Origin of the sequence: Pseudarthrobacter sp. lyk4-40-TYG-27 (assembly GCF_030209295.1) — a bacterium.
Lineage (GTDB): Bacteria > Actinomycetota > Actinomycetes > Actinomycetales > Micrococcaceae > Arthrobacter.
Genome location: NZ_JARVSH010000001.1, coordinates 584697 through 606797, shown reverse-complemented (window position 1 = coordinate 606797; position 22101 = coordinate 584697). Strand labels below are relative to the sequence as shown.

The 22101-nt window shown below is 67.7% G+C and carries 18 protein-coding genes; 14 read left to right on the top strand and 4 right to left on the bottom strand.

The genetic code is table 11. The features are described 5' to 3' along the window. Nucleotides 1-2: 2 nt before the first annotated feature. From QRM96_RS02840 to QRM96_RS02830, 3 genes are read left to right on the top strand one after another with little or no spacing between them, the layout of a single operon-like run. Nucleotides 3-716 carry a DUF3710 domain-containing protein gene (locus tag QRM96_RS02840; RefSeq protein ID WP_018761105.1) on the top strand — a complete coding sequence of 238 codons (714 nt, stop codon included), beginning with the start codon at nucleotides 3-5 and terminating at the stop codon, nucleotides 714-716. A 46-nt stretch (nucleotides 717-762) separates the two neighbouring features. Beyond that, the gene (locus QRM96_RS02835; protein ID WP_018761106.1) at nucleotides 763-1071 is read left to right on the top strand and encodes a single stranded DNA-binding domain-containing protein; all 309 of its coding nucleotides are present in this window, start codon (nucleotides 763-765) and stop codon (nucleotides 1069-1071) included. Beyond that, complete coding sequence (locus tag QRM96_RS02830) at nucleotides 1068-1844, top strand: DUF3159 domain-containing protein (RefSeq protein WP_109864034.1); 777 nt, start codon at nucleotides 1068-1070, stop codon at nucleotides 1842-1844. The genes QRM96_RS02835 and QRM96_RS02830 overlap by 4 nt, the downstream gene beginning before the upstream one ends. Nucleotides 1845-1881: 37 nt before the next feature. On the opposite strand, the gene QRM96_RS02825 is transcribed toward QRM96_RS02830, so the two are convergent. Beyond that, nucleotides 1882-2643 (bottom strand): potassium channel family protein, encoded by a 762-nt coding sequence (locus tag QRM96_RS02825; RefSeq protein ID WP_018761108.1) that lies wholly within the window; start codon nucleotides 2641-2643, stop codon nucleotides 1882-1884. After that, nucleotides 2640-3314, bottom strand: coding sequence for a potassium channel family protein (locus QRM96_RS02820; protein WP_018761109.1), 675 nt, complete (start codon nucleotides 3312-3314; stop codon nucleotides 2640-2642). The genes QRM96_RS02825 and QRM96_RS02820 overlap by 4 nt, the downstream gene beginning before the upstream one ends. A gap of 118 nt (nucleotides 3315-3432) precedes the next feature. On the opposite strand from QRM96_RS02820, the gene QRM96_RS02815 reads away from it, so the two are divergent. From QRM96_RS02815 to QRM96_RS02765, 11 genes are all read left to right on the top strand, one after another. Further along, nucleotides 3433-5409, top strand: coding sequence for an APC family permease (locus QRM96_RS02815; protein WP_285318269.1), 1977 nt, complete (start codon nucleotides 3433-3435; stop codon nucleotides 5407-5409). Next, the gene (locus QRM96_RS02810) at nucleotides 5406-6794 is read left to right on the top strand and encodes a class I SAM-dependent RNA methyltransferase (protein WP_285318268.1); all 1389 of its coding nucleotides are present in this window, start codon (nucleotides 5406-5408) and stop codon (nucleotides 6792-6794) included. Before QRM96_RS02815 ends, QRM96_RS02810 begins: the two co-directional genes overlap by 4 nt. 165 nt (nucleotides 6795-6959) lie before the next feature. Next, the gene (locus QRM96_RS02805; RefSeq protein ID WP_018761112.1) at nucleotides 6960-9773 is read left to right on the top strand and encodes an aconitate hydratase; all 2814 of its coding nucleotides are present in this window, start codon (nucleotides 6960-6962) and stop codon (nucleotides 9771-9773) included. A gap of 129 nt (nucleotides 9774-9902) precedes the next feature. After that, nucleotides 9903-11876 (top strand): 1-deoxy-D-xylulose-5-phosphate synthase, encoded by a 1974-nt coding sequence (dxs, locus tag QRM96_RS02800; protein WP_018761113.1) that lies wholly within the window; start codon nucleotides 9903-9905, stop codon nucleotides 11874-11876. Next, nucleotides 11873-12490 (top strand): DUF402 domain-containing protein, encoded by a 618-nt coding sequence (locus QRM96_RS02795; RefSeq protein ID WP_018761114.1) that lies wholly within the window; start codon nucleotides 11873-11875, stop codon nucleotides 12488-12490. The genes dxs and QRM96_RS02795 overlap by 4 nt, the downstream gene beginning before the upstream one ends. Further along, the gene (locus QRM96_RS02790; RefSeq protein ID WP_018761115.1) at nucleotides 12487-13047 is read left to right on the top strand and encodes a hypothetical protein; all 561 of its coding nucleotides are present in this window, start codon (nucleotides 12487-12489) and stop codon (nucleotides 13045-13047) included. Before QRM96_RS02795 ends, QRM96_RS02790 begins: the two co-directional genes overlap by 4 nt. A gap of 9 nt (nucleotides 13048-13056) precedes the next feature. Further along, on the top strand, nucleotides 13057-14034 hold the full coding sequence (locus QRM96_RS02785) for an aldo/keto reductase (RefSeq protein ID WP_109864031.1): 978 nt from the start codon (nucleotides 13057-13059) through the stop codon (nucleotides 14032-14034). Nucleotides 14035-14068: 34 nt separating this feature from the next. Beyond that, nucleotides 14069-15106: a nucleoside hydrolase gene (locus tag QRM96_RS02780; RefSeq protein ID WP_285318265.1), complete on the top strand. Its 1038-nt coding sequence runs from the start codon at nucleotides 14069-14071 to the stop codon at nucleotides 15104-15106. 194 nt (nucleotides 15107-15300) lie between these two features. After that, entirely contained in the window at nucleotides 15301-16152 is an 852-nt protein-coding gene (locus QRM96_RS02775) for a glycosyl transferase family 9 (protein WP_109864029.1), read from the top strand. 10 nt (nucleotides 16153-16162) lie between these two features. After that, nucleotides 16163-16951 carry an energy-coupling factor transporter transmembrane component T gene (locus QRM96_RS02770; RefSeq protein ID WP_109864028.1) on the top strand — a complete coding sequence of 263 codons (789 nt, stop codon included), beginning with the start codon at nucleotides 16163-16165 and terminating at the stop codon, nucleotides 16949-16951. Next, the gene (locus QRM96_RS02765; RefSeq protein WP_285318263.1) at nucleotides 16944-18515 is read left to right on the top strand and encodes an ABC transporter ATP-binding protein; all 1572 of its coding nucleotides are present in this window, start codon (nucleotides 16944-16946) and stop codon (nucleotides 18513-18515) included. Before QRM96_RS02770 ends, QRM96_RS02765 begins: the two co-directional genes overlap by 8 nt. A gap of 51 nt (nucleotides 18516-18566) precedes the next feature. Here the strand turns inward: QRM96_RS02765 and QRM96_RS02760 are convergent, their stop codons facing one another. Together QRM96_RS02760 and QRM96_RS02755 are read right to left on the bottom strand one after the other, a co-directional pair. Next, on the bottom strand, nucleotides 18567-20726 hold the full coding sequence (locus tag QRM96_RS02760; RefSeq protein ID WP_285318261.1) for a 3-hydroxyacyl-CoA dehydrogenase NAD-binding domain-containing protein: 2160 nt from the start codon (nucleotides 20724-20726) through the stop codon (nucleotides 18567-18569). Beyond that, complete coding sequence (locus QRM96_RS02755) at nucleotides 20723-22003, bottom strand: thiolase family protein (RefSeq protein ID WP_018761122.1); 1281 nt, start codon at nucleotides 22001-22003, stop codon at nucleotides 20723-20725. The genes QRM96_RS02760 and QRM96_RS02755 overlap by 4 nt, the downstream gene beginning before the upstream one ends. Between the last annotated feature and the right edge of the window lie 98 nt (nucleotides 22004-22101).

Below are 22101 nucleotides of genomic sequence, written 5' to 3'. Positions count from 1 at the left end.
CCATGGTCTTTGGGCTCGGCAGGAAAGCCAAGAAGGAAGAGCCGGCGCAACCGGCCGAAGAGCTGACGGCAGCGGAATCCGAAGAAGGCCCAACCGCCGCTTCAACGCGCAGCCAGGATGGCCCCTTCGACGAATCCGAGGTAGGCAGCCGGGACGGCTTCGTGGACCTCGGTGCCCTGCTGATCACGCCCAGCGAGGGACTCCAGCTCCGCCTCGAGGTTGAAGAGGCTACGCAGCGGGTGGTGGCCGTAACCCTTGACCTGAACGGATCCAGCCTTCAACTGCAGGCGTTCGCCGCCCCCAAGACAGAAACGCTGTGGGACGAAATCCGCGAACAGATCGGCCAGTCGGTCGGCGCCCAGGGCGGCCAGGTCGAGGAGGTGGAAGGCGCGTTTGGCACGGAGCTGGTTGCCAAACTCCCAGCCGGGCTTCCGGACGGCAGCCAGGGCTACCGCGTGGCCCGTTTCATCGGCGTCGATGGTCCGCGCTGGTTCCTGCGCGGCGTCCTGGGTGGACCCGCAGCCTTGGAGCGACCCGCCGCCGAACCGTTGGAGACCCTGTTCCGGAAAGTGGTGGTGGTCCGGGGCGACAGCCCCATGCCGCCGCGGGATCTCCTGCAGCTGCGGCTGCCCAAGGATGCCTCCGCTACTCCTCCGCCCGCCGGTCCCACATTGGAGGAACCAGAACGTGGTCCCGAAATCACCCAAATCGGCTGAGGCCGCACACGGCGGACCCGCCCAGGCGTCCGGTGGGCTGACCCCATTGGCCCAACTCCCGGACAAGGGACGCGTGCTGTGCCAGGGGCACATCGAATCTGTGACTTTCGTACCCGCGGACCGGACGGCAGAGTTCATTGCCATCGTCTCCGAGACCGGAACCGGACGGCCGGGCCCCGGCCCCGGACGGAACAAGCCCGCACGGCTTCGCATCGTGTGGCTGGGCCGACGACGGGTGCCGGGCATCGAAGCGGGCGCCGAGATCCGGGTCGAAGGAATGCTTGCCCGCGGCAAGGACATGCCCACCATCTTTAATCCCCGTTACGAGATCATGTCCCGCCAGGAGCACGAATGACCGAGCAGCAGCCCGAACAGTCCTCCGAAAACGCCGCCCCGGGCCGGCGGCAGGGTACGGACCCGTCACCGGCAGCCGCGCCGTCGCCGGTAGCCGGGCTGGCCGCGGAGTACGCGGCCAAGGCGGGGCTCCACCGCACCCACGACGGCAGGGTGGACGTCCTGCGAAGCGCCGGGGGAGTCCAGGGCATTGCGGAAAGCATTGTTCCCGGGTTGGTTTTCCTCGTGGCGTTCACCGTGACACGGGAGCTCACACTCTCCCTGGTTGCTGCCTTGGCATCGGCAGCTGCGTTCACCATCGCCAGGCTGGCACAACGGCGCCCCCTGACCCAGGCCTTGGCGGGCGTGGTGGGCGTCGGCATTTCGGCATGGCTGGCCAACACCACCGGGAAGGCTGAGGATTTCTACCTGCCCGGCTTCTTCACCAACGCCGCCTACATCCTGGCGATGGTGGTTTCAATCATCGTTAAATGGCCGGTCGCCGGGCTCCTCTTCGGTTTCATCCGCAACGAGGGAGTGGAATGGCGCAAAGACCCGGACCGGGTCAAGGCCTACCGGCTGGGCACCTGGATCATCGTTGCGGTCTTGGCGCTCCGGCTCATCGTGCAGGTTCCCCTGTACCTGATGGGCTCAGACGGCCTGGCCGCCCTCGCCACGACGCGCCTGATCATGGGCGCGCCCTTGTACATTCTTGGAGTGTGGGTGGCGTGGCTCGTCACCCGCCCGGCTCCGGCCGAAGCCGAAGACCGGGCAGGCGCCGGCCAGGACACCTGATGCCCCCAGCCGCCTGAGGACCCAGGGCCGGGGGCACCTAGCCGTCGAAGCCGTCGTCGTCCGGCACCGGACCGTATTCGCTTGCGGCATGCTGGACGCCGACGGCGGGCTGCGGCGGGGTGCCGGCGTCGATGCTGCCGGGAGCCGAGGAGAGAAGCTCACGCAACCTGTCCTCGGCGGCGATCGTGGTGACGAAGAAGAGTTCGTCGCCGCCGTCAATGACATCGTCCCGGCTCGGGGTGATGGGGGCCTGGTCGCGGAGGATTGCCACCAGGGTGGCGTCTTCCGGCCAGTGGATGTCCCCAACGGTCATGCCGATAACGTGCGAGTCGTGCGGCACTGTGAACTCCACCAGCGATGCAACGCCGGTCTGGAGCGTCAGAAGCCGGACAAGGTCGCCGATCTCAACGGCTTCCTCCACCAGGGCAGTCATCAGCTGCGGGGTGTTGACCGCGACGTCCACGCCCCAGGAGTCGTTGAACATCCAGTCGTTCTTGGGGTTGTTGACCCGGCCAACGGTACGGCCCACGCCGAACTCCGTCTTCGCCAGCAGCGACACCACCAGGTTGACCTTGTCATCACCCGTAGCGGAAACCACGACGTCGGCATCTTCCACCTTGGCGCCCTGGAGCGTCGAGAGCTCACATGCATCACCCACCAGCCAGTGGGCACCGCGCAGGCCGCTGCGCCCGATCACCTCCGGCTTCAGGTCGATCAGGAGGATCTCATGCTTGTGCGCCAGCAACTCCCGGGCAATGGATGATCCGACGCTGCCGGCGCCGACGATGACTACTTTCACTGATACTCCTTGGCAGGGGCTTTGGCGAGGATCTGGGCGATCAGGGCGCTGCGGTCCACCTGCAGCATGGCGTGCACGGTATCGCCGTCCTGGTACGCGGTGCCCGCGTCCGGCAGCAGGCCTTCGCCGAACCGCGTGAGATAGGCCACGCGGACACCGGCTGCCTTCTCGATGCTGCTGATCCGATGCCCGATCCAGCCACCGTCCAGGTCCAGCTCAGCCAGGACCAGGCGCCCGGAGGGTTCGCGGAAATCGCCGGCGAGGTGCTGCTCGGGCAGGATCCGACGCAATACCTGGTCCGCGCTCCAGCGGACGGCTGCCACGGTGGGAATGCCCAGGCGCTGGTAAATCTCGGCACGTCCCGGGTCGTAGATCCTGGCAACCACGTGTGGGACATGGAACGTCTCGCGGGCCACGCGGGTGGCCAGGATGTTCGAATTGTCGCCGCTGGACACCGCCGCGAAGGCATAGGCTTCACCGACGCCGGCCTGCTTCAGGGTGTCCCGGTCGAATCCCACCCCCGTGACCTTCCGGCCCGTGAACCCCTGGCGGAGCCGGCGGAACGCTCGGTCGTCCTGGTCGATGATGGCCACGGAATGGCCGGCATCCTCCAGCGTGTGCGCCAGCGTTGCCCCCACCCGGCCACATCCCATGATCACGAAATGCGCCACCGTATCTCCTCTGTATGTACGTCACGATCGTGCAGCTAGAACTCTACCGGCACGTCCGCGGTTCGGCCCGGCCCGGCTCCGTCATGACATCGTCCGCGATTCCGACTAGCTTTGTGGGGTGTTGACAATACTGAACGCCGTCAAACGCGTGCTGGTGGGCAGGCCTTTCCGGAATGACCGCCTTGCCCATACCCTGCTGCCGAAAAAGATCGCACTGCCGATCTTCGCGTCGGACGCGTTGTCGTCCGTAGCCTATGCCCCGGATGAGATCCTGCTGACCCTTGCCTTGGCCGGCGTCAGTGCGGTGGCGATTTCACCGCTGGTGGGCCTGGCCGTGATGGTGGTCCTGCTGACCGTCGTTGCCTCCTACCGGCAGAACGTCCACGCCTACCCCTCCGGCGGCGGCGACTATGAGATTGCCAACGTGAACATGGGAAAGTACGCGGGCCTGACTGTGGCCTCCGCGCTCCTGGTGGACTACGTCCTGACGGTTGCCGTGTCCATGTCCTCGGCCGCGGCGTACCTCACCACGGCTGTCCCGTCGCTGCACGGCCAGCAGGCAATCATTGCCACCATCGGCGTCGTCATCCTTGCCCTGGTGAACCTGCGCGGCATCAAGGAAGCGGGCAGCGTCTTCGCGGTCCCCACGTACATCTTCATGGCCTCGATCCTGGGCATGACCGCGGTAGGCATCTTCCAGGCGGCTACCGGGCAGCTTGGCCAGGCGCCGTCTGCAGCCTTCACCATCGTCCCGACCGAAGGCTTCGACCAGGGCCTCGTGGGCCTCGCCGGTGCCTTCCTGCTCCTGCGGGCTTTCTCCTCCGGCGCCGCGGCACTGACGGGTGTCGAAGCGATCAGCAACGGCGTTCCCAACTTCCGGCACCCCAAAAGCAAGAACGCGGCAACCACCCTGCTGCTCCTGGGCATCATCGGCGCCGCGATGCTCGCAGGCATTATCTACCTGGCGAACGCCACGAAGGTCCACATCGTGCTGGACCCGGCCAGGGAGTTCCTGCTCGACGGCAAGCCGCTGCCCGAGGGCTACATCCAGAACCCCGCCATCAGCCAGATCGCACAGACCATCTTCGGCCCCGGTTCCATCCCGTTCTACATCGTGGTGGCAGCCACCGGCGTCATCCTGGTGTTCGCCTCAAACACCGCCTTCAACGGCTTCCCAGTGCTGGGCTCCATCCTGGCGCAGGACGGCTACCTGCCCCGGCAGCTGCGCACCCGCGGCGACAGGCTCGCCTTCAGCAACGGCGTGCTGGCCCTTGCCGCCGGCGCCCTGGTGCTGATCATCTCCTTCGACGCCGACGTCACCAAGCTGATCCAGCTCTACATCGTGGGCGTCTTCATCTCCTTCACCCTCAGCCAGCTCGGCATGATCAGGCACTGGGGCCGCGAACTCAAACTCGTCAAGGACAAGGCCGTCCGGCGCCGGATGCTGAAATCCCGCACCATCAACACCATCGGGTTCGGCATGACCGGCCTGGTGCTCGTCATCGTCCTCATCACCAAGTTCCAGCAAGGCGCCTGGATCGCACTGCTGGCCATGTTCATCCTCTTCCTGATCATGTGGAGCATCCGGGCGCACTACGACAATGTGGCCAAGGAACTTGCCGTGGACGAGGACTCCTCGCCGCGCGCGCTGCCCACCCGGGTCCACGCCGTGCTGCTGGTCTCGCACGTCCGCAAGCCCGTGCTGCGTGCCCTGGCCTACGCCCGCGCGTCCAGGCCCTCACGGCTGGACGCCATCACGGTGGACATCGATCCGGAAGAGACCGCCCACACCATTACCGACTGGGAAAAGCTCGAAATCCCGGTCCCGCTGACGGTCCTTGCCAGCCCGTACCGCGAGACGGTCACGCCCATCATGGACTACGTCAAGCAGATGCGCCTTGACTCCCCGCGGGACCTCATCGTGGTCTACATTCCGGAATACGTCGTGGGCAAATGGTGGGAGCAGCTGGTGCACAACCAGACCGCGCTGCGGATCAAGACCCGGCTGCACTTCGAACCCGGCGTCATGGTGGCCAGCGTTCCCTGGCAGCTCAAATCATCCGAAGAAGCCAAGAATCTGCAGGACGTCCAGTGACCGCAAGAACCTCGCCCACGGCAGTGCCGGCATCCGACCAGGCCGGCCACGCCGGCGAAGAAGCCGTGCTCGACGTCGGGCCGGTTGCCCACGGCGGGCACTGCGTGGCCCGCCACGAAGGCCGGGTGGTCTTTGTCCGGCACGCCATCCCCGGCGAAAAGGTCCGTGTCCGGCTGACCGATGCCGGAGACCACGCCAAGTTCTGGCGGGCGGACGCCGTGGAGATCCTCGATGCGTCCCCGGACCGGGTGGAGCACTTCTGGCACCTCGCCGATTCAGCCCGGGCCTGGGGCCACGGCCATCCGCCGGTGGGCGGCGCCGAATTCGGGCACATCACGCTGGCCCGGCAGCGGCAACTCAAGGCGGACGTCCTGGCCGAGCAGCTCACCCGGCTCGCCGGCGTTGACCCTGCACCGTCTGTGTGGGCCGGCAGCGTCGAAGCCGTGGGGGAGGCGCACGACGACGGCTCCGGCCTCGGGTGGCGGACGCGGGCGAGCTTTTCGGTCACCCCCGGCGGCAAGCTGGGGATGCACGCGCACCGTTCCGGGCATATCGTTCCGGTGCGGGATATGCCGCTGGCCACGGAAGCGGTCAACGCCCTCCGCCTGTGGGAGCTGGACCTGCAGGGCATCGAACGCGTTGAGGTGGCGGCTCCGGCGAACGGCTCCCGCCCACTGGTGCTCCTGGCTCCGGCGCCGGGAACCAAGGACAAGCGGCTGCGGGCCATTGCCGCCGGACTGCCGGCGGAGGTATCCGTGGCGGCGTTCGATCCGGTCAGCGGCGACGCGACCCAGGTCCGGGGACGGACGTGGGTGCAGGAAACGGCGGCCGGCCACGATTACCGCGTGTCGGGCGCGGGCTTCTGGCAGATCCACCGCGACGCGCCCGGGACACTTGTGGGCGCCGTCACGGAATTCCTGCGCGGCGGCGGCTTCCTGCACCCCGGGGCGGTGGTGGCGGATCTGTACGCCGGGGCCGGATTGTTCACTGCCGTGCTGGCCGATGCCGTGGGGGAGACCGGGTCCGTCCTGTCGGTCGAAGGTGCGCCCGGATCCAGCCGCGATGCACGCAAGAACCTCCATTCCGCTCCGCAGGTGGAGGTGGTCCAGGGCCGCGTGGAGCGCGTGCTCCGCCAGAAACCGCGGAATTTCGACGCTCTTGTCCTCGATCCGCCCCGTGCGGGGGCAGGGAAAGCCGTCGTCGGGCAACTCATTGCCTCGCAGCCCCGTGCCGTTGCCTATGTGTCCTGCGATCCGGCGTCGTTTGCCCGTGACCTCGGTTACTTTCGGCGCTCGGGCTGGGAACTCGCCGGGCTCCGTGCCTTCGACTTGTACCCCCACACCCACCACCTGGAGACCGTGGCACTGCTGGCTCCCGGTCCGTGATGCCACCGGCGTTTTGGACTACGATGGCCGTAGTAGTCCCACGTCGCGCCCGAATTCTCGGCCGGCCGTGTGCAATTTTCGGGCCCTCGAACTACTTAGGGCATCCTAACTAGCAGGCGGTCAACCGCGCGACAAAGATGAAACTGTTGCGAGAGGAGTCCTGCGATGAGCACTGTGGACAGCTTCGGTTCAAAAGGCAAACTTAATGTAGCCGGAACCGATTACGAAATTTTCCGGTTGAACTCCGTTGAAGGTGCAGAAAACCTTCCGTTCAGCCTCAAGGTATTGCTTGAAAACCTGTTGAGGACCGAGGACGGCGCGAACATCACGGCCGACCACGTCCGCGCACTGGCCGGTTGGGATCCCAACGCCGAGCCCGACACTGAAATCCAGTTCACGCCGGCGCGCGTGATCATGCAGGACTTCACTGGCGTGCCCTGCGTTGTGGACCTCGCCACCATGCGTGAAGCCGTCAAGGAACTCGGCGGCGACCCCAAGCGGGTCAACCCGCTGGCACCGGCGGAAATGGTCATCGACCACTCCGTGCAGATCGACGCCTTCGGCAACTCCGGCGCACTGGAGCGCAACATGGAGATCGAGTACCAGCGCAACGGCGAGCGGTACCAGTTCCTCCGGTGGGGCCAGACCGCGTTCGACGACTTCAAGGTCGTCCCGCCGGGAACCGGCATCGTGCACCAGGTCAACATCGAATACCTGGCCCGCACCGTCATGACCCGCGAGGTTGACGGTGCCCTGCGCGCCTACCCCGACACCTGCGTCGGCACCGACTCGCACACCACCATGGTCAACGGCCTGGGCGTGCTCGGCTGGGGCGTCGGCGGTATCGAGGCCGAGGCTGCCATGCTGGGCCAGCCCGTCTCCATGCTGATCCCGCGCGTCGTCGGCTTCAAGCTGACCGGATCCATCCCGGCCGGTGCCACCGCCACCGACGTCGTCCTCACCATCACCGAACAGCTGCGCCAGCACGGAGTGGTGGGCAAGTTCGTTGAGTTCTACGGCGAAGGCGTCGCGGCTGTGCCGCTGGCCAACCGCGCCACCATCGGCAACATGAGCCCCGAATTCGGTTCCACCGCCGCCATGTTCCCGATCGACGACGTCACCCTCGACTACCTGCGCCTCACCGGCCGGTCAGACGAGAACGTCGCCCTGGTCGAGGCCTACGCCAAGGAACAGGGCCTCTGGCACGACCCCTCCCGTGAGATCAAGTTCTCCGAGTACCTCGAGCTGGACCTGTCCACCGTCGTTCCGTCAATCTCCGGACCGAAGCGCCCGCAGGACCGCATCATCCTCACCGAATCCAAGGCCCAGTTCCGCGAGGACCTCCGCAACTACGTCAAGGTGGACCTCGCCGACGGCAGCCTGGACGAAGCGATCGACGAGAGCTTCCCTGCTTCCGACTCGCCGTCCTTCACCGCCTCGGCGACCCACCTCACCGAGCAGGCCCCGCACGCCCACGGTCCCAAGTCCAACGGACGTCCGTCCAAGAAGGTGGCTGTCACCACCGCCGACGGCCGCGAGTTCGAACTGGACCACGGAGCCGTGTCGATCGCCTCGATCACCTCCTGCACCAACACGTCCAACCCCTCCGTGATGCTGGCCGCCGCACTGCTGGCCCGCAACGCCGTGGAAAAGGGCCTGGCCGCGAAGCCTTGGGTCAAGACCTCCGTGGCTCCCGGCTCCAAGGTGGTCACCGACTACTACAACAAGTCGGGACTGACCCCGTACCTGGAGAAGCTCGGCTTCTACATCGTGGGCTACGGCTGCGCCACCTGCATCGGCAACTCCGGCCCGCTCGACCCCGAGATCTCCGAGGCCATCCAGGCCAACGACCTCTCCGTCACCGCCGTCCTCTCCGGCAACCGCAACTTCGAAGGCCGGATCAACCCGGACGTCAAGATGAACTACCTGGCCTCCCCGCCGCTGGTCATCGCGTACGCCCTGGCCGGAACCATGGACTTCGACTTCGAAAACGATGCCCTGGGCCAGGACGAGGCCGGCAACGATGTCTTCCTCAAGGACATCTGGCCGAATCCGGTCGAGGTCCAGCAGGTCATCGACTCCTCGATCGACAAAGGCATGTTCGCCCGCGGCTACGAGGGCGTCTTCGAAGGCGACGACCGCTGGAAGGCCCTGGACACCCCCGCCGGCGACACCTTCGCCTGGGACGAGAAGTCCACCTACGTCCGGAAGCCCCCGTACTTCGAGGGCATGCAGGCCCAGCCGGAGCCGGTCAAGGACATCACCGGTGCGCGCGTGCTGCTGAAGCTTGGCGACTCCGTCACCACCGACCACATCTCCCCGGCCGGTTCCTTCAAGTCCGACACCCCGGCGGGCCAGTACCTCCTGGCCAACGGCGTGGAGCGCAAGGACTTCAACTCCTACGGCTCGCGCCGTGGCAACCACGAGGTCATGATCCGCGGCACGTTCGCCAACATCCGGATCAAGAACCAGCTGCTCGACGGCGTCGAAGGCGGCTTCACCCGCGACTTCACCCAGGCAGACGGCCCCCAGGCCTACGTCTACGACGCCGCGCAGAACTACCAGGCAGCCGGCACCCCGCTGGTGGTCCTGGCAGGCAAGGAGTACGGCTCCGGTTCGTCCCGCGACTGGGCCGCCAAGGGCACGGCGCTGCTGGGCGTCAAGGCCGTCATCGCCGAAAGCTACGAGCGCATCCACCGCTCCAACCTGATCGGCATGGGCGTCCTTCCGCTGCAGTACCCGGCCGGCCAGAACGCCGCCAGCCTGGGCCTGACCGGCACGGAAACCTTCGCGGTTGAGGGCGTCACCGCCCTGAACGAAGGCACCACGCCGAAGACCCTGAAGGTCACCGCGACGGCCGAAGACGGCACCACCACGAGCTTCGACGCGGTCCTGCGCATCGATACCCCGGGTGAAGCCGACTACTACCGCAACGGCGGCATCCTGCAGTACGTGCTGCGGCAGATCTCCGCGAACTAGCGGAACAGCTGCGCAGCCAGCATCCTCCCCGAAGCCCCGGCCGGTCACCGACCAGCCGGGGCTTCGGCTTTGCAACCAAGCCAAGGCGTTAGAGTTAAACGGCACGTCTACCACCCGAAGGAGGGGTCATTGGGAATCTTGGACACCATCCGGAATCCGCAGGACCTGAACGAGTTGACCGAGGAACAGCTGGAGCAGCTGGCTTCGGAGATCAGGGAGTTCCTGATCACGAACGTCTCACAGACGGGCGGACACCTCGGACCCAACCTTGGCGTGGTGGAACTGACGCTGGCCGTCCACCGCACCTTCGATTCCCCCCGCGACAGCATCGTCTTTGACACGGGCCACCAGTCCTACGTCCACAAACTCCTGACCGGACGCCAGGACTTCAGTACCCTCCGGCAGGAAGGCGGCCTCTCCGGCTACCCCTCACGCGCGGAGTCCGAACACGACATCGTGGAAAGCTCGCACGCATCCTCATCCTTGTCCTGGGCCGACGGCATCTCCCGGGCCCGCCAGCTCACCGGCAAAGGCGACCGGCACGTGGTGGCCATCGTGGGCGACGGCGCCCTGACCGGTGGCATGGCCTGGGAAGCCATCAACAACATCGCCGCGGACAAGAAACGCCGGGTTGTCATCGTAGTCAACGACAACGGCCGTTCCTACGCCCCGACCGTGGGCGGATTTGCCGACTACCTCGCGTCCCTGCGCCCCACCATCGACTCCTTCCGCGCCGCACCCGCCTATGAAGGCGCCCTGGACTGGTGGAAGAAGAAGCTCCAGAACGGCGGCCCCGCAGGACAGTTCACCTACAAGAGCCTGCACGCCATGAAAAAAGGCATCAAGGACTGGTGGGCTCCGCAGGGCATGTTCGAGGACCTCGGCATGAAGTACATCGGACCGGTGGACGGCCACAACCTCCAGGCCATGGAGCATGCGCTCTCCACCGCCAGGAACTACGGCGGCCCGGTCATCGTCCACGCCATGACCGAAAAGGGCCATGGCTACGCGCCGGCCCGCGCCCATGAAGCGGACCAGTTCCATGCGGTAGGCATCATCGATCCCGAAACCGGCGAACCAACGGGCACCGGCGGCGCGCAGTCCTGGACGTCCGTCTTCGCCGACGAGATCGCCGCCATCGCCGACGAACGCGAAGACATCGTCGGCATCACCGGCGCCATGCTGATCCCGGTGGGCCTGCACAAGTTCGCGGCCAAGCACCCGAAACGCGTCGTCGACGTCGGCATCGCAGAGCAGCACGCCCTCACCGCTGCTGCCGGCATGGCGTTCGGCGGGCTCCACCCCGTCGTCGCCGTCTACGCCACCTTCCTGAACCGGGCCTTCGACCAGTTGCTGATGGACGTCGCCCTCCACAAGGCCGGCGTCACCATCGTGCTGGACCGCGCCGGCGTGACCGGCCCGGACGGCGCCAGCCACCACGGCATGTGGGACATGGCCATGGTCCAGATCGTTCCTGGCCTCCACCTCGCCGCACCACGCGACGCCAGCCGCCTCCGGGAAGAACTGCGGGAAGCGGTGGCCATCAGCGACGCGCCCAGTGTGGTTCGCTTCTCCAAGGGATCCGTGGGTCCCGAAGTGGACGCCCTCGAGCGGCTCAGCGACGGCGTTGACATCCTGGCCCGCCGACCCTCCGGATCCACCGAGAACGACGTCCTGATCGTCAGTGTGGGTGCCATGTCCGAGCTCGCCCTCGATGTCGCCAACCGGCTCGGTGCCCAAGGCATCAGCAGCACAGTGGTGGATCCGCGCTGGGTGCTCCCGGTCCGCCGCTCCATCATCGCGCTGGCCTCGCACCACCGCCTGGTGGTCTGCATCGAGGACGGCGTCCGGGCCGGCGGAGTCGGCTCCCGCATCCGGCAGGAAATGCGCGCGGCAGGGGTGGACACCGCCCTGAACGAGGTTGGCCTGCCCGTCGAGTTCCTCGACCACGGCACCCGCGCCCAGGTCATGGAGCGCGTGGGGCTCACCGCCCAGCAAATAACGCACGACATCGTCGCGCAGGTTTTGGGTACAAAGGTCCCGTTCGCGCGTCCCCTGCCCGGGCAGCAGCACCCCACCACTGGCAGCCTCCCGATCCTGTGAGGGACGAAGACGCACTGAAATACCCGGGGGCCGTGGGGGAGTCGGGTCCGGTTCTGCATACCACCACCACCCGCGTGCCCGGAAAACTCCAGCCCGGGCAGCTGGTGGTCTCCCGCAACCGGAAATGGAACGGCAAGGCGCACTGGGTGGTCCCCGGCCGGTACCTTGGCGAAGACCGGCATGGCTGGTGGATCTTCCAGGGCACCAACGAGTTCTGTTCGCGCCCCGGCGCCGCGTTCTATACGCGCTCGGACGCCGTGCTCCTGGTGCCGCGGCAGGGCGACTGGGTGGCCACGTTCTACGATTCTGCCCATCCCGCCGGCGTGCGGCTCTACATCGACCTCGCCGTGGGCCACGAATGGACGGACATCCGGCCCGCCGTCACGGAGTTCCATGTGATCGACATGGACCTGGACGTGATCCGCACCGAATCTCGCGGCGTCTTCATCGACGACCAGGACGAATTCGCCGAGCACAGCGTGTCCATGCGCTACCCCCAACGGCTGGTCGAGGACATCCAGGCGGCCGCGGATGAGCTTTTCCATGCCGTGAAGGCGCAGCAGGCGCCTTTCGACGGTACCGACGTTGAATGGTTTACAAAGGGACGCATATGAGCGGCATAGTCAGGGTCTACAAGCGCGACGACGAGGGCACCCTCCACTTCCGGGAAGCCTGGTTCGATGAGGAGTACTCCCAGTTCGTCATGAATTTCGGCGTCGTGGGGCACCAGAGCAAGACCGAGGAAACCGACGTCAGCGACGCCGAGGGTGCCGAGAGCCTGCTGGATGCCTTCGCAGCCCAGTGCCAGGAGGACGGCTACGCCGAAATCCCCAACGAGGAGCAGTCCTGGGTGGTGGCCCAGTTCGCCCTCAAGACCAGGGAGGGCACGGAGCGGGACCGCTACCTGGAGCAGAAGGCCAAAGATGCCCTCATCAGCCACCTTGCCTGGCGGGGCCTTGGAACGGTGGAACGGTCTGAGTTCACGGATTACAAACTCAACATTTTCTGCCTCTGCCCGGAGGTGAACAAGGCCGTGAATGCCATCAAGGTGTGCGCCCGCGGCGAGGACCTTGACTTCACCAAGCTCAGCATTGGTGCCGCCCCCTATACCGAACCCGGGCAGTTCAAACTCAAGCACTCAGCCAAGCCCGCCAACAGCTTCAGCCTCTAGGAGTCGTCCGTGACCAGTTACCGCCGCGTTGGAAAATCAGGCCTCACCGTCTCCACGGTGGGCCTCGGATGCAACAACCTGGGCCGCGCCAACACCGCCACTGAGTCGCAGGAAGGCACGGACGCCGTCGTCTCCGCAGCCCTGGAGGCCGGGATCACGCTGTTCGACGTCGCGGACAACTACGGCCGGGAACCGGGACTGAGCGAGACCATGCTGGGAAAGGCGCTGGGAAACCGGCGGGACCAGGCTGTGGTGGCCACCAAGTTCGGGATGGACGCCAAGGGCGCGAACGGCCCCGACTTCGGTGACCGGGGCTCGCGCCGCTACATCATCCAGTCCGTCGAAGCGTCACTGCGGCGGCTCGGCACCGACTGGATCGACCTCTACCAGTTCCATACCCCGGACCCGCTGACGCCCATCGACGAGACCCTCGCCGCTCTCGACGACCTCGTCCGCAGCGGCAAGGTACGGTACATCGGCCACTCCAACCGGGCCGGCTGGCAGATCGCCCAAGCCGAGTACGTGGCCCGGGAACTCGGCGGCGCACGCTTCGTTTCCACCCAGAACCACTACAACCTCCTGGACCGCCGGGCAGAGCAGGAAGTCACCCCCGCCGCCGAAGCCCTTGGCCTGGGCGTCCTGCCCTATTTCCCGCTGGCCAACGGCCTGCTCACGGGCAAGTACGCGCCCGGCCACGCGCCCGACGGTTCCCGCCTCAGCCACACACGCACCAACATGGTGGAGGACGCCGACTGGGACCAGCTGGGTCGGTTCAGCCTGTTTGCCAAGGAACGCGGCCTGACCGAGGTGGAGGTGGCCTTCTCCTGGCTGGCTGCACAGCCGTCCGTGGCCAGCGTGATCGCGGGTGCCACCAAACCGGAGCAGGTCCGCCAGAACGCCTCGGCCGCCGACTGGCAGCCCACGGCTGAAGACCTCGCAGAGCTGGATGCGATTTTCCCCACTGTTCCCAAGGTTGCCCTCTTCTAGGACACCGGAGACCCACACGCCCCGTACCGCGACTGTGACCTCATATCTGCTCGACGTCGATACCGGCATCGACGACGCCCTCGCCCTGGCCTATCTCGCCGCGCTGCCGGAGACGGAATTCGTATCCGTCACTGCGACACCGGGAAATGTGGACGCCGACCAGGTGGCCCGGAATACCCTCGCACTGCTGGAGCTGTGCGGCAGGCCGGGCGTCGAGGTGGCCATCGGGGCGCGCGGGCCGCTGTCCATTCCGCTCACCACCACCCCCGAAACGCATGGGCCGCAGGGGATCGGATACGCGGTGTTGCCCGAGCCCGCCGGACAGGTCTCGGCGCGGAACGCCGTCGACCTGTGGATCGAACACGCCCGCGCCAGGCCGGGGGAGCTCACCGCCCTGATCACGGCGCCGCTGACCAACTTCGCCTTGGCACTCCGCCGGGAGCCCGGCCTGCCGGACCTCCTGGCCGGCGTGGTGATCATGGGCGGGAGCTTCTACCACCAGGGGAACACCACCCCGACGGCCGAGTGGAACACGCATGTGGACCCGCACGCGGCCAAGGAGGTGTTCGCGGCGTACCGCGGCAAGCCGCTGGCCAAGTTGCCGATCGTCTGTTCGCTGGACACCACCGAGCGGATGGAGCTGCGCCCGGAACACGTCCGGCAACTCGCCGAGTCCGCCGGTGCAGCCGTGCCGGAACTGGTCCTGCCGGACCAGCCTGAGGGCCTGCGCAGCACATCCGGCAACACCCTCATCCGCCATCTGTCCGACGCACTGCGGTTCTACTTCGAGTTCCACCGGCTGTACGACCAGGGCTATGTGGCACACGTCCATGATTTCTTCGCCGCCGGAGTTGCCGCCGGCACGCTCGAGTACGACGTCCGCCCGGCCACGGTGGACGTCGAAACCAGCTCGCCGTTGCTGATGGGAACCACAGTGGCCGATTTCCGCGGACTATGGGGCGCTCCGCCGAACGCCAGGATTGTTTCCGGCAACAACCCGGAGCAGGCCTTCCGCGAGCTGGTGTCCGCCGTCGGCGGCCTGGCCCGGCGGCTGGGACTGCCGCTGGCCTGACTGCCGGCCTGACTGCCCACCAGGCGGCGAAGGATTACCGGACCGCGGCCGGCTTCCACCCCCGAAATGCCCGGTAGAATGGGCCACGGACCGGCCCGGCGCAGTTGCCGCCGGCTGCTGCCGAGGTGACATAGGCAGCCCCACCCCAGCCCGGTTCTGCCGGGCCACTGCCCGCACCCGAAGGAACATTTCCCATGTCATCGCCCTCCCTGACGCTTCCGTCCCAGGAACGCCCGGCGGCCCGCCGCCGCCGGCTGCTGGAGATCCTCGGCGCCCTGGCCATCGCCGCAACCTACGTCTACCTGGTCCTGAACCAGCCCGCGGACATCACCGGAGGCCCCGGCAGTGCCTCGGCCCTGATCGCACTCTCCGGCTTCCTGGCCGGGGCGGTCCTGCTCATCGCGGCCGTCCTGCCCACGCTTCCCGCATCCACCTTGGTGCTGATCCCGGTGGCGTTGGTCCTGAACATCGTGCTGGGCCAGTTCGTCGGCAGCACCCTGGTGCCCTTCTACCTTGACGCCATCGGTACCGTGCTGATCGCCGTCCTGGCCGGTCCCGCCGCGGGCGCTGCCACGGGCGCCCTCAGCAGCATCGTCTGGTCGTTCTTCAACCCCACCGTGCTGCCTTTCGCGGCAGGCGCCGCACTCATCGGCTGCCTGGCCGGGCTCGCCGCCCGCTACGGCCTCTTCCGCCGTTTCTACCTCGCCCCGGTGGCCGGCTTCGTCACCGGCATCATCGCCGGTGTGGTGTCTGCCCCCGTGGCCGCGTTTGTCTTCGGCGGAACCTCGGGCGTGGCCACCGGCGCGATCGTGAGCGCCTTCCGTGCCATGGGTGACACCCTCCTGGCGGCCATCACCAAGCAGGCACTGATCTCCGACCCCATGGACAAGGCGATCGTGTTCACCATCGTGGCCATCCTCGTCTATGCTTTGCCGCGCAGGGCCCGGCAGCAGTTCCCGTTCCTGCGCCGCCACCGTGTCCTGGCAGGCAAGGTCCCGGCCGGGACCACCGAGGCGCCGGCACAGGGCGCTGCCCGGGACCACTGACCGCACCGCCGTGACCGCATCCCCTGAACGCAGTGCCGCCGGGCCGGCCAGGCCGGTGCGCCTGAATCCGCTGACCTTGCTGGCTGCTGCCGGGAGTACAGCGGTCATCACGACGGCGGCCGGCAGTTGGCCGCTGTCGCTCACCGTGATTGGCGCCTCCCTGGGTCTTTCGGCGGCAGGCGGGACCGCCCGCCGCGTCCTGGCTGCCGCCGCGGCAATCCTGGTTCCCCTGGGCCTGTCACTGTTGATGCTGCACGGGCTGTTCTTCCCCGAGGGGACCACCGTCCTGGCCGCATGGGGGCCTGCCCGCGTCACGGTGGAAGGACTCGGGTTCGCCGGCCAGCGGATCCTCCAGCTGGGCGCCGTGGTCCTGGCATTGCTGGTCTTCTCCTTCAACGTCAGCCTCCCGGACCTCGTGGCGGCTTTGTCCGCCCGCGGCGTGCAGGGCCGGTTTGCGTTCGTCCTGGCCTCCACCCTGACCCTGCTGCCGGCCATCAGCGCCCGGGCGCGGCGGATCCGCCAGGCCCAGGAGTCGCGGGGGCTGGTAGTGACACGGAACCTCCTGTCCAGGCTTGCCGCGTTCCGGCTCCAGGCTGTCCCCTTGGTCCTGTCCCTGGTGGAGGATGCCGGCACCCGGTCCGCGGCCCTGGAAGCACGGGGACTCAGCAACACCGGACCCCGCACCAGCTACCGGGAAGTGCCCGACTCGCGGCTGCAGCGCACGGCACGGGCCGTCCTGGTGCTGGCGGCCGCGGCGGCGCTGGTGCTGCGGCTGGTACAGGCAGGTGCCAGTGCCTGAGCGCCTGAGGGACGCCGACACCGCCGTTCACGGCAACCTCCCGGTCCTGGCGGCCGGCATCCGGTCCTTCACATTCCACGACGACGAAACAGCGGCCCTGCGCGACGTCACGGTTTCCTTCACGGCAGGTTCCTTCACGGCGATCCTGGGTGCCTCCGGCAGCGGCAAGTCAACCTTGGGCCGCCTGCTCGCTGCGTGGCTGCCGCCGGGTGGCCACGGAGCGCTGGCCGGCTTCCTGGAGCTGTCCGGTTCCCGGCTCGAGTTCGACGGCGGCCCCGACGACCCCCGGATCGATCCCGCCCAGTGGGGCCGGCACGTGGGTTTCGTTCCACAGGATGCAGCCACGGTCCTGTCCACCGTCCGGTCCACCGTGGCCGAGGAACTCGCGTTCGGCCTGGAGAACTCCGGGATGGAACGTACCGCCATGCAAGCCGCGGTGGGGCGCACCGCAGCGTTGTTGGGCCTGCACGATCAATTGGAACAGGACCCGGCCCGGCTCTCGGGCGGCCAGCTCCGCCGGCTGGCAATCGGCTGCGCCATCATTACCGGGCCGCCGGTGCTGGTCATGGACGAGCCGTTCGCCTCCCTTGACGCGGCTGGCGCCGACGGGCTCGCCGCTGTGGTGCGGGACCTCCTGGCCCGGGGGACCGCCGTCGTCATCCTTAGCCAGTCCATCGATCCGTTGCTCCTGGAGGCCGGGACGTGGGTGGTGCTGTCCGGGGGGACCGTCACCGCGAGCGGTCCGCCCGCCGCCATGGGGGCCTGCTCCGGGGTGGTGCCGCCGGCCATCCGCCGCCCCGCCACCGCGGCGGCAGCGGTTGCCGGACCCCGTCCCGTGGTGCCGCAGACGGGTACCCCCGCGTTGGAGCTGCGGGGTGTCGACTTCGCGTACCCGGGCGGGCCGGGGGCCGGCAGGTGGCGGCGAAGAATTGTTCAAGCGGGGCATCCGGGTGGCGTTGCACCCGTGCTGCGGGGAGTCGAGCTTGCCGTCCATCCGGGGGAGATCGTCGCGGTGACCGGACCCAACGGGGCGGGAAAATCCACCCTCCTGCGGCATTTCAACGGACTGCTTCGCCCCAGCGCGGGGTCGGTGCAGGTGCGGGGTGCCAACATCTCCGGCGCACCCGTGGGGCGGACGGCGGCCTCGGTGGGCTTGCTGTTCCAGCAGCCCCGCGACCAACTGTTCGAACGGTCCGCCCTGTGGGAGGTCGGTTTTGGCCTTGACCGCCTGGTGGGTCCGGCCCAGGCAGCCCGCCGTGCTGCGGCGGCGCTGGAGTCAGTCGGGCTGGCAGGCGCTGCGCGCGAACACCCCGCCGAACTGCCGGCGTCAGCCCAGCGCCTCCTGGCCCTGGCCACCGTCCTGGCGCGCAAGCCGGCCGTCCTGGCACTGGATGAACCCACTGTGGCGCTGGACGGCGACGGGCTGGCCCTGCTGGATGCAGCCGTCCGCCGGGCAGCCGCGGAAGGCGCCGCCGTCGTGCTGGTTACCCACGACCTGGGCTACGCACGTTCGGCGGCCCACCGCCTTCTGGCGCTCGACGGCGGCCGCCTGGTTCCTGCCTGACCATCCCCGCCCGCAGCGCCTGGTGGGGATGGCCAGGTTGGACCGAAGCGCCTAGGCGGGGCGGGACGCCACGCCGGGGGCCAGGAAACGCCGTCCGTTCACACGCTCCGACGCTCCCACCCGGTCCAGGTAAGGCGTGATGCCACCGAGGAACAGGGGCCAGCCGGCGCCAAGGATCATGCACAGGTCCACGTCCTCAGGTCCTGCCACGACGCCCTCGTCCACCATCAGGCCAATCTCCTCGGCCAGTGCATCCTGGACGCGCCGCAGCACCTGCTCCCCGGTGGAGGGGCTGGAGCCGAAGGACAGCAGATCAAGGGTGGAGGCGGGGATAGCCCGGGTGCCGTCAGGTGCAGTTTCCCAGAGCGCCTTGACGTTGTTGTCGATGAGCGCAGCCAGGTTGGCGGAGACCGGGAAGCGGTCGCCGAATGCTGCGTGCAGTGACTCCTGGACGTGCTGTGCCACGGGGAGGCCCACCATGGCCAGGAGCGTGAAGGGGGTCATGGGAAGTCCCATGGGCCGCAAGGCGTTGTCGGCCACCTCGGCCGGGGTTCCCTCATCGAATACCGCGGTGACCTCTCCCATCAGCCGCAGGAGGATGCGGTTGACCACGAACGCGGCCGCATCCTTGACCAGCACGGCGCTCTTCTTCAAGGCCTTCGCCAGTTCAAATGCAGTGGCCAGCACGGCGTCGTCTGTCCGCGGGGCGCGGACAACCTCCAGCAGCGGCATCACGGCCACGGGGTTGAAGAAGTGGAACCCCACCAGGCGTTCCGGGTGCTCCAGGTCCTCGGCCATCGCCGTCACGGACAGGGACGACGTGTTGGTGGCCAGGATGCATTCCGGCGAGACAATCGCCTCAACCTCCTTGAACACCTGCTTCTTGACGCTGAGTTCTTCGAAGACCGCCTCGATCACGAAATCCGCATCCGCAAAGGCGTCCTTGGATACCGAGCCGGTCACCAGCGCCTTGGTGCGGTTGGCAGCGTCCTGGCTGAGGCGTTTCTTGCCCAGCAGCTTGTCCACTTCGGCATGGACGTAGGCCACGCCCTTGTCAACGCGGGCCTGGTCGATGTCCGTCAGCACAACGGGCACCTTGAGCTGGCGTGCGAAGAGCAGCGCCAGCTGGCCGGCCATGAGTCCGGCGCCCACCACCCCCACCTTGGTGACGGGGCGGGCCAGTTTGCGGTCGGGCGCCCCGGCGGGCCGCTTGGCGCGCTTCTGCACCAGGTCCAGGAACGCGTACACGGTGCAGCGGAACTCATCGGTCTGCATCAACTCGGCAAGCGTCTCGCACTCAACGGCGGCGGACTCCGCCGCCGTCATGGTGCGGTTGGCCTCGAGGAGGTCAAGGACCTTGCCCGGCGCCGGCGACGCGCCCGACGTCTTGGCCTCCACGAACTTGCGGCCGGCCGCAACTGCGGCCTGCCAGCGGGCTTCCACCCCGGTGGCGGAAGGGTCGACGGCGTTGGCGCGTTCCGGAACGACGCCGCCGGAGATGACTTCCGCGGCCCATGCCAGCGACTGTTCCAGGAAATCCGCGGGTTCGAAGAGGGCGTCGGCGATGCCCAGCGCGAACGCCTGCGGGCCGGACAGAGTCCGGTTGTTGCTGAGCGGGTTTTCGATCATGACCTTGACGGCGTTCTCCGGGCCCACCAGGCGGGGGAGGATGTAGACGCCGCCCCACCCGGGAACGAGCCCAAGGAATGCCTCCGGCAGGGCCAGGGCCCCGGCACCGGTGGACACGGTGCGGTACGTGGACTGCAGGGCGATTTCCAGGCCACCGCCCAGCGCTGCCCCGTTGATGAAGGCAAAGCTGGGGACGCCAAGGTTGGCCAGGGTGGCGTAGACGTCGTGGCCCAACTGTGCCATCCACAGGCCGTGCTCACGCTTTTCCAGCGATTTCACCGCGGAGAGGTCCGCACCGGCCACCAGGTAGTGCGGTTTTCCGGTGACGCCGACGCCCACGATCTCGCCGCGGGCAGCACGTTCGCGCAGGCCCTCCAGGGCCGTACCGAGTTCCACCAGCGTGTTGGGGCCCAGGGTGGTGGGTTTGGTGTGGTCGAGATCGTTATCGAGGGTGATGAGGGCGAATGTGCCAGGTCCCGGCTTGCCGTCCGTGCCCGGAAGGACGATGTCCTGCACGTAGGAGTGGGTGACAGTTTCGTTGGGGAAAAGATCCGCCAACTTGCGGTAATCTGCGGCGCTCATGCGGTGGCTCCTTCGGAAACGGTGGTGGCGGCGGTCTGCCCCGAGGGGGCTCCGCTGTAGTCGGGGTGGTGCGGGTTCTCCCAAATCACTGTGCCACCCATTCCCAGTCCCACGCACATGGTGGTGATGCCGTAGCGCACCGAGGGGTCCTCCTCGAACTGTCGGGCCAGCTGGATCATCAGCCGGACTCCTGATGATGCCAGCGGATGGCCCACGGCGATCGCCCCGCCGTAGCGGTTGACCCGGGGGTCGTCGTCGGCAATGCCGTAGTGGTCCAGGAAGCTTAGGACCTGCACGGCGAAAGCTTCATTGATCTCGAACAGGCCGATGTCGTCGATGGTCAGGCCGGCGTTCTTGAGGGCCTTCTCGGTGGCCGGTACCGGTCCGATGCCCATGACCTCGGGTTCCACGCCGGCGTACGCGTAGCTGACCAGCCGCATCTTCACGGGCAGCCCCAGTTCGGCGGCGGCCTCGGAGGACGCCAGGACAGCGGCTGTCGCGCCGTCGTTCAGCCCGGCGGCGTTTCCGGCGGTGACCCTGCCGTGCGCGCGGAAGGGCGTGCGAAGGGATTCGAGGTCCGCCATCGTGGTGCCGGGGCGGGGTGGTTCATCCTTGCTGTGGACGGTCCAGCCCTGGCCCGGCTTCCGGGCGGCCACCGGAACCAGGTCCGGCTGGATCCTGCCTTCCTGGTAGGCGGCGGCAAGCTTGTCCTGAGAGGCCACCGCGTAGGCATCGGTACGCTGCTTGGTGATCGCCGGGAACCGGTCGTGCAGGTTTTCGGCGGTGTTGCCCATGTTCAGGGCCGCCGGGTCCACCAGGCGCTCGGACATGAACCGCGGGTTGGGGTCTGCGCCGGAGCCCATGGGATGGTGGCCCATGTGCTCCACTCCGCCGGCGATCACCACGTCGTAGGCGCCAAAACCGATGCTGCCTGCCGTGGTGGTCACGGCGGTCATGGCGCCGGCGCACATCCGGTCGATGGCAAAGCCCGGGACCGTGCGCGGAAGTCCCGCCAGCAGCGCGGCGGTCCGGCCGAGGGTGAGCCCCTGGTCCCCGGTCTGGGTGGTGGCGGCGACAGCTACTTCATCGATCCGCTCCGCCGGAAGGGACGGATTGCGGCGCAGCAGGCCGCGGATGCATTTGACGATCAGGTCATCGGCCCGGGTCCCGGCGTAGATTCCTTTCTCGCCGGCCCTGCCGAAGGGTGTGCGGATGCCGTCCACAAAGACGACGTCGCGGACAGTGCGCGGGGATGCGCCGCTTCCGTGCTGGCTCACGTGTAACTCCTCATCGAGACGTAGCGCCGGATGCATGCCGGAGGACGGCAGCAGCATGGCGTCGGTTCCACCGATGTTACTCGTGAGTAACTTAGGCC

What these genes read in the sequence shown, in the direction of transcription:
- QRM96_RS02830 (WP_109864034.1), top strand. Translation starts at nt 1,068, where the DNA reads ATGACCGAGCAGCAGCCCGAACAGTCCTCCGAAAACGCCGCCCCGGGC.
- QRM96_RS02805 (WP_018761112.1), top strand. Translation starts at nt 6,960, where the DNA reads ATGAGCACTGTGGACAGCTTCGGTTCAAAAGGCAAACTTAATGTAGCC.
- QRM96_RS02790 (WP_018761115.1), top strand. Translation starts at nt 12,487, where the DNA reads ATGAGCGGCATAGTCAGGGTCTACAAGCGCGACGACGAGGGCACCCTC.
- QRM96_RS02840 (WP_018761105.1), top strand. Translation starts at nt 3, where the DNA reads ATGGTCTTTGGGCTCGGCAGGAAAGCCAAGAAGGAAGAGCCGGCGCAA.
- QRM96_RS02760 (WP_285318261.1), bottom strand. Translation starts at nt 20,726, where the DNA reads ATGAGCGCCGCAGATTACCGCAAGTTGGCGGATCTTTTCCCCAACGAA.
- QRM96_RS02775 (WP_109864029.1), top strand. Translation starts at nt 15,301, where the DNA reads ATGTCATCGCCCTCCCTGACGCTTCCGTCCCAGGAACGCCCGGCGGCC.